The following is a 5539-nucleotide window of genomic DNA, read 5'->3' on the forward strand; positions in this document are numbered from 1 at the left end:
GCGGCGGGGGCTGGGACCACTGCGCCTCGAGCCGGGTGATGGCCTCCAGCTCGCCGTAGTCGAGGAAGATGCCCCGGCATCCGTCGCACTGCTCGATCTGGATGCCGTTGCGGTTGTACGTCCGCATCATCGCGTGGCACTTGGGACACTGCAGGGTGTAACTCATGCCGAACCTGCCGTTCATGGCGGGGAGACATCCTTGGCTGCGGGTAGCGTACCGATCCCGCGGAAGTCAGCCGGTGGATAGTCGAGATCCGGACGGGTACGGGCCCACCCGGGCCATCCGCCGGCAGCACTCGACGAAGGCATCGGAGATCGGATCAGGTTCGGGCCCGGCACCGGGCGCGTCGCCGTCGAGACGCGCGGCGACCGCGATGGCCGCGTACTGCACGACAATCGCGCGGGCGGGCAGGTCCAGGGCCGTCCAGGGATCCTCGCCGCCCGACAGCGCCGGGCCGCCACCGGCCCGGTAGTCGTCGACGAACCGCGCCCAGACGTCCATCGGCAGCAGGCCGGCCGCGTACCAGGCCGCCGGCCGGGCCAGGTCCCATACCGGGTCCCCGAGCCCGAGATCGTCCACGTCGATGATGCGCCAGCCGAGTCGGGGCAGCGCGACGAGCTGTCCGAAGTGCCAGTCACCGTGGATGATCGTCAATGGCCGCGCCGGCCGGCGTGACCGTCCCGGTCGGGTCGGTTGATCCGGTTGATCCGGTTGGATCTGGTGGTGCAACGCCCACTCGGGCAGGGTCGCGGCGGCGCGCAGGACCACCTCGGCACGTGGATGGCCGGCCTGGTCGCGCAGTCGAGCCACGTCGTGCCGCAGCCGGCGGAGCACCGTGGCCCGGGGGAGCACGAGGAGATCCGACGCGGTGACCGGGATGCGATGCAGACTCGCCAGCAGCGCGGCAGCCTCGGCCCAGGGAACATCGTCGACCTGGTCCAGTCCGAGCGCCGAGCCGGCCGGCCAGGCACTCACCCATCGGTCGTGGACCCGGACGGCGAGCCCGTCCAGACCGGTATGGGTGGCGTAGGACGGCGGGGACGGCAGAGGCAGCGGGGACAGCAGGGGCAGCGGGGACAGCAGGATGTGGCCCAGGCGCGGCTGGGCCACGAGCCGGAGCCGGGCCGCGAGCGGCTGTGGGTCGGATCCGGGCGGGTGGGCCTTGAGCACGACGTCACCGTGGCGCACGATCAGCCGTTCACCGTGGTGCGACAGCACGACGGGAGCCTCCCGGCCGCCCGGTTGGAGCCGGCGGGCGAGATCCGCCATGCCCGTCAGCAGAGCGGCGTGCGGGGCGGCGTCGCCAGTCAGGGTGGTGGTCACGAGGCCGATGCCTTCACCGCGTCGGCTTGCGTAGCCGCCAGATGCATTCGGAGGGCCAGCGGCGCGCCCATGCCTCGTCGCCGCGTTCGGGCTGGGCGGGTGCCGGTTCCTCGCTGTGATCGTCGGATGCCGGCGGTGCCGGGCGAGGTTCCAGAAGATCTTCGATGACGAGGTCGTTGTCCCGGAAGAGCCTGATCCAGGTGCCGTAGGGAAGGTTGGCGCTGACCAGGCCGTCGGCCTCGGCCAGCAGACGCAGCCCGAAGTAGTCGCGGGTCAGGCGACTGCCGGGGGCGTCCCGGCCCGGCGCCACGGTGATCTCGTAGATCGGGCTGACGTGGCTGAAGGCGAGCAGGCCGCCGGGGCGCAGCACGCGTGCGGCCTCCGGCACGGCCCGGAAGGGGTCCGCGAAGGAGAAGGCGCCGTGGTCGGCGAAGACGATGTCGAACGAGCCGTCGGCGAAGGGCACCGCCTCGGCACTCGCCTGGACCAGGGGGAAGGATAGTCCGGTCTCCGCGGTGAGCCGTCTGCTGTGGTGCAGCTGCCGTTCGGAGAGGTCCAAGCCGATCGGTCGGCCCCCCCGCCGGACCAACGCGCTCGACCACTGGCCGCCCCCGCAGCCCATCTCCAGGATGTCCCGTCCGGTGACCTCACCGAGCACGCCGAGCCGTGATTCCGGAACGGCCCACAGCCCCCAGGAGATATCGCCGGTGAACACCTGCCGACGGATCTGCGGGGCGTTCAGTCGCTGGTAGTCGTCGGAGATCTCGTTCCAGCGGGCACGGTTGGTCCGTACGTGGGCAGCACTGTTGATCATCCATCCCTCGTCCTTCTCCGGGTGGCCACGGACTGCGCGCCGACCGCGGTGCCGGGGCAGGCCACCGCGGCACGACGGCCTTCCTGCCTGCCTCGACGAATCAGTCGGTCATCGTATGAGACCAGGATGATCCGGGCACACCCGTGGCTGGTGATGCCTCGCCGCTCGTCAGCGGGTCGGTGCGCCCGGCCTCGTGCCGCGGCCGGGCACCGATGATCGTTCCGTCGTTCCCGCTGCTCACCATGGCGCCGGCCCGGGTGTCGAAATGTAGGCAAAGTAGCCGGACGAGTGATGGATGGGATGAGTACGGTGCGCCTGTCTCCCGGATGACGCCCTGGTGGTGGATACGTCTGGACAGGCTGTGATGGAGCGTGCACTTTTGATCGCGTGGTGAGGCAACGAAAAAGATCCAGTCGGTATTTTCGGCCGCCAGACGAGCGGCTCAGCCTGGGCCTGATGACCTGCTCGTCCTGCAACGGCACGCAGTATCAGACGCGTCCGCAGGCGGAAGTGGACGAGGACGGTCTTTTCGACGGTGACGCCAATATCAAGTGTCGGGAATGCGGCGGAACCGGAAAGGTTCCCCTGCCATGAAGAACTCGATGCCCGTTCAGGCCGACTTCTTGTACCTGCGGTGTCCGGAACATCGGGGACGGCGTCCCCGCCAGGGGCTGAAGACGATGATGTGGCCGGGGGCACCGTGCCCGCGGTGTCGCATGGTCCGCGCCGCGGACCTCGAACGCGAGGGCTGTCCGGAGCTTCCTCCGGACGAGCCGGATGGCGGAGGGAGGGGGACGCCGCCGTCACGCTGACAGGCGCCCCCTAGGTGATCTTCGGTGCCGGGATAGGCCCTCGGCGGTGGGTCAGTCCTTGGGCTGGGCGACGACCACCGCCGTGCGGGTGCCGTCCTTGACCGTTGCGCCCACCCGGACCGTCGCCCCCGGGTGGAGGTCGGAGACCTTCGCGGTGTCCCCGTCGATCCGGAACCGGGTATCGGCGTTGATCACATAGGTGCCGACGTAGCCGTCCTCACTGGTGACCGTCAGGGAGGTGGGGCTCACCGCGGTCATCTTCCCGCGCTGCCCCGCCACTACCTGGAAGCCCTTGTCGGTTTTGACCGTTGCCTCACCGTGCACGCCGCCGCCGGCCCAGAGGCCGCCATGGGGACGCAGCCCGTCGTGGGAACGCAGCCGGGCCTCGGCGAGTCGCGGATGGTCGCCCAGGAACGCGTGGTCGGCCGGGGCGGCTGCTGCGCTGGCGGTCCGGTCCGGGGTGGCGGACGCGGCTGTCCCGCCGAACCCGAGCCCGACCCCCAATCCGAGCCCGAGCAGACCCGCTGCGGCGACCCCCGCACCCCATCGTCCGGTCAGGAAGCTGCGCATCTGTGTCGTCCTTCCGTGTCGCGTCACCACGCCGCGAACCGGTCGGCGGCCCTGAGCGGCGACGACCGGCCGGGCGCCGCGCGCCACGGTGGCACGCGGTCGGAGCCCACGATGCGACAGCGAGATGTGAGGAACGTGCGAGCGTGGTGCGAACCACGTGGAAGGCCGGTTCCCGCGGTGGCGGACCCGGGCGGTACCTCGACGCGGCAGTACCTGGCCCGGCGGTACCTCGACGCGGCAACCGTCCGCCCCGGCGGATGCCTGCGGGCGGACGGTGCGTGCTCCGGCCGATCGATCGGGACGGAGGCCGGATCCGCGCTACGCGCTAGACCCGGGACGGTTGCCGGCTGTCCTCGTCCTTGCCCTCGTCCTTGGCCTGCGGCTGCATCGGGACGATCGTCCGGGCCCCCGTCCAGGACGGCGCCTCCTGACTCGCGTGCGGGGGCAGGGACGGTGCGAAGTCCGTTCCGAGGCGTTGGACCGCGACCCGAGCGAAGATCTGCTGCTCAGTGACGGTACGTTCCGACCGGCCCCGGCCGATGAAGCTCACCGTCCAGTGAAGCAGAGTGGTCAGCCGGTGCTTGAACCCGATGATATACACGAGGTGTACGGCCAGCCAGACGAGCCAGGCGAAGAAGCCGCTGAACTGCACCTTGCCGATGCTCGCCACCGCGCTGAACCGCGAGATGGTAGCCATGCTGCCCTTGTCATGGTATTCGAACGGTCGGCCCGTCTGCTTGCCGGCGACCCAGGCCTGGATCTCCTTGGCGGCGTGCCGGCCGCCCTGGATCGCGACCTGCGCCACGCCGGGCAGCCGGTTGATGCTCCCCATGTCCCCGATGACGAACACCTCCGGATGGCCCGGCAGGGTGAGGTCGGGCAGCACCTCGATGCGGCCGGCGCGGTCGAGCCCCGCACCGGTCTGCTCGGCGAGCTGCCGGCCCAGCGGGCTCGCGGCAACGCCGGCGGCCCAGACCTTGCAGACCGAGTCGATGCGCCGGCGGGTGCCGTCGCTGTCCTCGACGTCGATGCCGGTCGCGTCGACATTGACGACCTTGGCGCCCAGCTGCACATCGACGCCGATTTTGGTCAGCTTGTCGGCCGCCTTCGCGCCGAGCCGCTCGCCGAACGGCGGCAGGACGGCGGGTGCGGCGTCCAGCAGGATGACTCGGGCCTTGGCAGGGTCGATGCTGCGGAAGTCCCGCCGCAGGGTCCGGCGCGAGAGTTCCGCGATCTGTCCGGCCATCTCCACGCCGGTGGGGCCCGCCCCGACGATGACGAAGGTCAGCAGCCGCTCCACGTCCGCGGGATCGGTGGACGCCTCGGCGAGCTCGAACATCCCGAAGATCCGGCCGCGCAGCTCGAGCGCGTCGTCGATGCTCTTCATGCCCGGGGCGTGCGTGGCGAAATGGTCGTTGCCGAAGTACGACTGGCCCGCGCCCGCGGCGACGACGAGGCTGTCGTAGTGGTGCACGGTCGTGCGACCCAGCAACTGGGACGTGACCGTCCTTGCGTTCACGTCGATGGTGGTCACCTCGCCGAGGACGACCTGCGCGTTGTCCTGCCGGCTCAATACCTCACGGGTGGTCGGGGCGATCTCGCCCTCGGACAGGATGCCCGTTGCCACCTGGTAGAGCAGCGGCTGGAACAGATGGTGCGTCGTCTTCGCGACGAGGGTGACCTCGACCGGTGCTTTGCGGAGGGCCTGCGCGGTGAACAGACCTCCGAAGCCAGACCCGATGATCACTACTCGGTGCGAAGAGGTGCTTCGCTCCTCGAGCCGTTCCGGTTCGCCGGCCTGCCCTGTCTGGGCGCTGTCCGTGGTCACGATCCTTCTCCGCTCAGCCTCTTGACTCCGGCAGTGCCCCTTGGCGCCGCGAAGACCATATACCTGATGGTGCCGGATACCTGATGGTGCCGGCCCCCGGCTACTATTTTCCGCCGTATATCCGAGATGGGATCGTGTTTATCATCACCTCCTGTCGCCGGATAGCGTCGACGGGGCATGTGGCAATGCCG

Annotated in this window: 5 protein-coding genes; all 5 read right to left on the reverse strand. The window is 70.0% G+C overall.

The genetic code is table 11. The features are described 5' to 3' along the window. Positions 1-166, reverse strand: a 166-nt coding sequence (locus tag AC08OJ_RS18170; protein ID WP_476596359.1) for a TFIIB-type zinc ribbon-containing protein, incomplete at its 3' end; no start/stop codon positions are given. Between the two features lie 66 nt (positions 167-232). Next, complete coding sequence (locus tag AC08OJ_RS18175; protein ID WP_476593840.1) at positions 233-1324, reverse strand: aminoglycoside phosphotransferase; 1092 nt, start codon at positions 1322-1324, stop codon at positions 233-235. A 13-nt stretch (positions 1325-1337) separates the two neighbouring features. Next, positions 1338-2138 (reverse strand): class I SAM-dependent methyltransferase, encoded by an 801-nt coding sequence (locus AC08OJ_RS18180; RefSeq protein ID WP_476593839.1) that lies wholly within the window; start codon positions 2136-2138, stop codon positions 1338-1340. A gap of 863 nt (positions 2139-3001) precedes the next feature. After that, positions 3002-3520, reverse strand: coding sequence for a hypothetical protein (locus AC08OJ_RS18185; protein WP_476596358.1), 519 nt, complete (start codon positions 3518-3520; stop codon positions 3002-3004). A gap of 325 nt (positions 3521-3845) precedes the next feature. Next, entirely contained in the window at positions 3846-5348 is a 1503-nt protein-coding gene (locus AC08OJ_RS18190) for an NAD(P)/FAD-dependent oxidoreductase (protein ID WP_476593837.1), read from the reverse strand. Positions 5349-5539: the final 191 nt, after the last annotated feature.

The sequence above is a fragment of the Frankia sp. CgKIO3 genome (genome assembly GCF_977946435.1).

Bases quoted from the DNA above. Each gene is read 5' to 3' on its own strand.
- AC08OJ_RS18180 (WP_476593839.1), bottom strand. From the start codon at position 2,138: ATGATCAACAGTGCTGCCCACGTACGGACCAACCGTGCCCGCTGGAAC.
- AC08OJ_RS18185 (WP_476596358.1), bottom strand. From the start codon at position 3,520: ATGCGCAGCTTCCTGACCGGACGATGGGGTGCGGGGGTCGCCGCAGCG.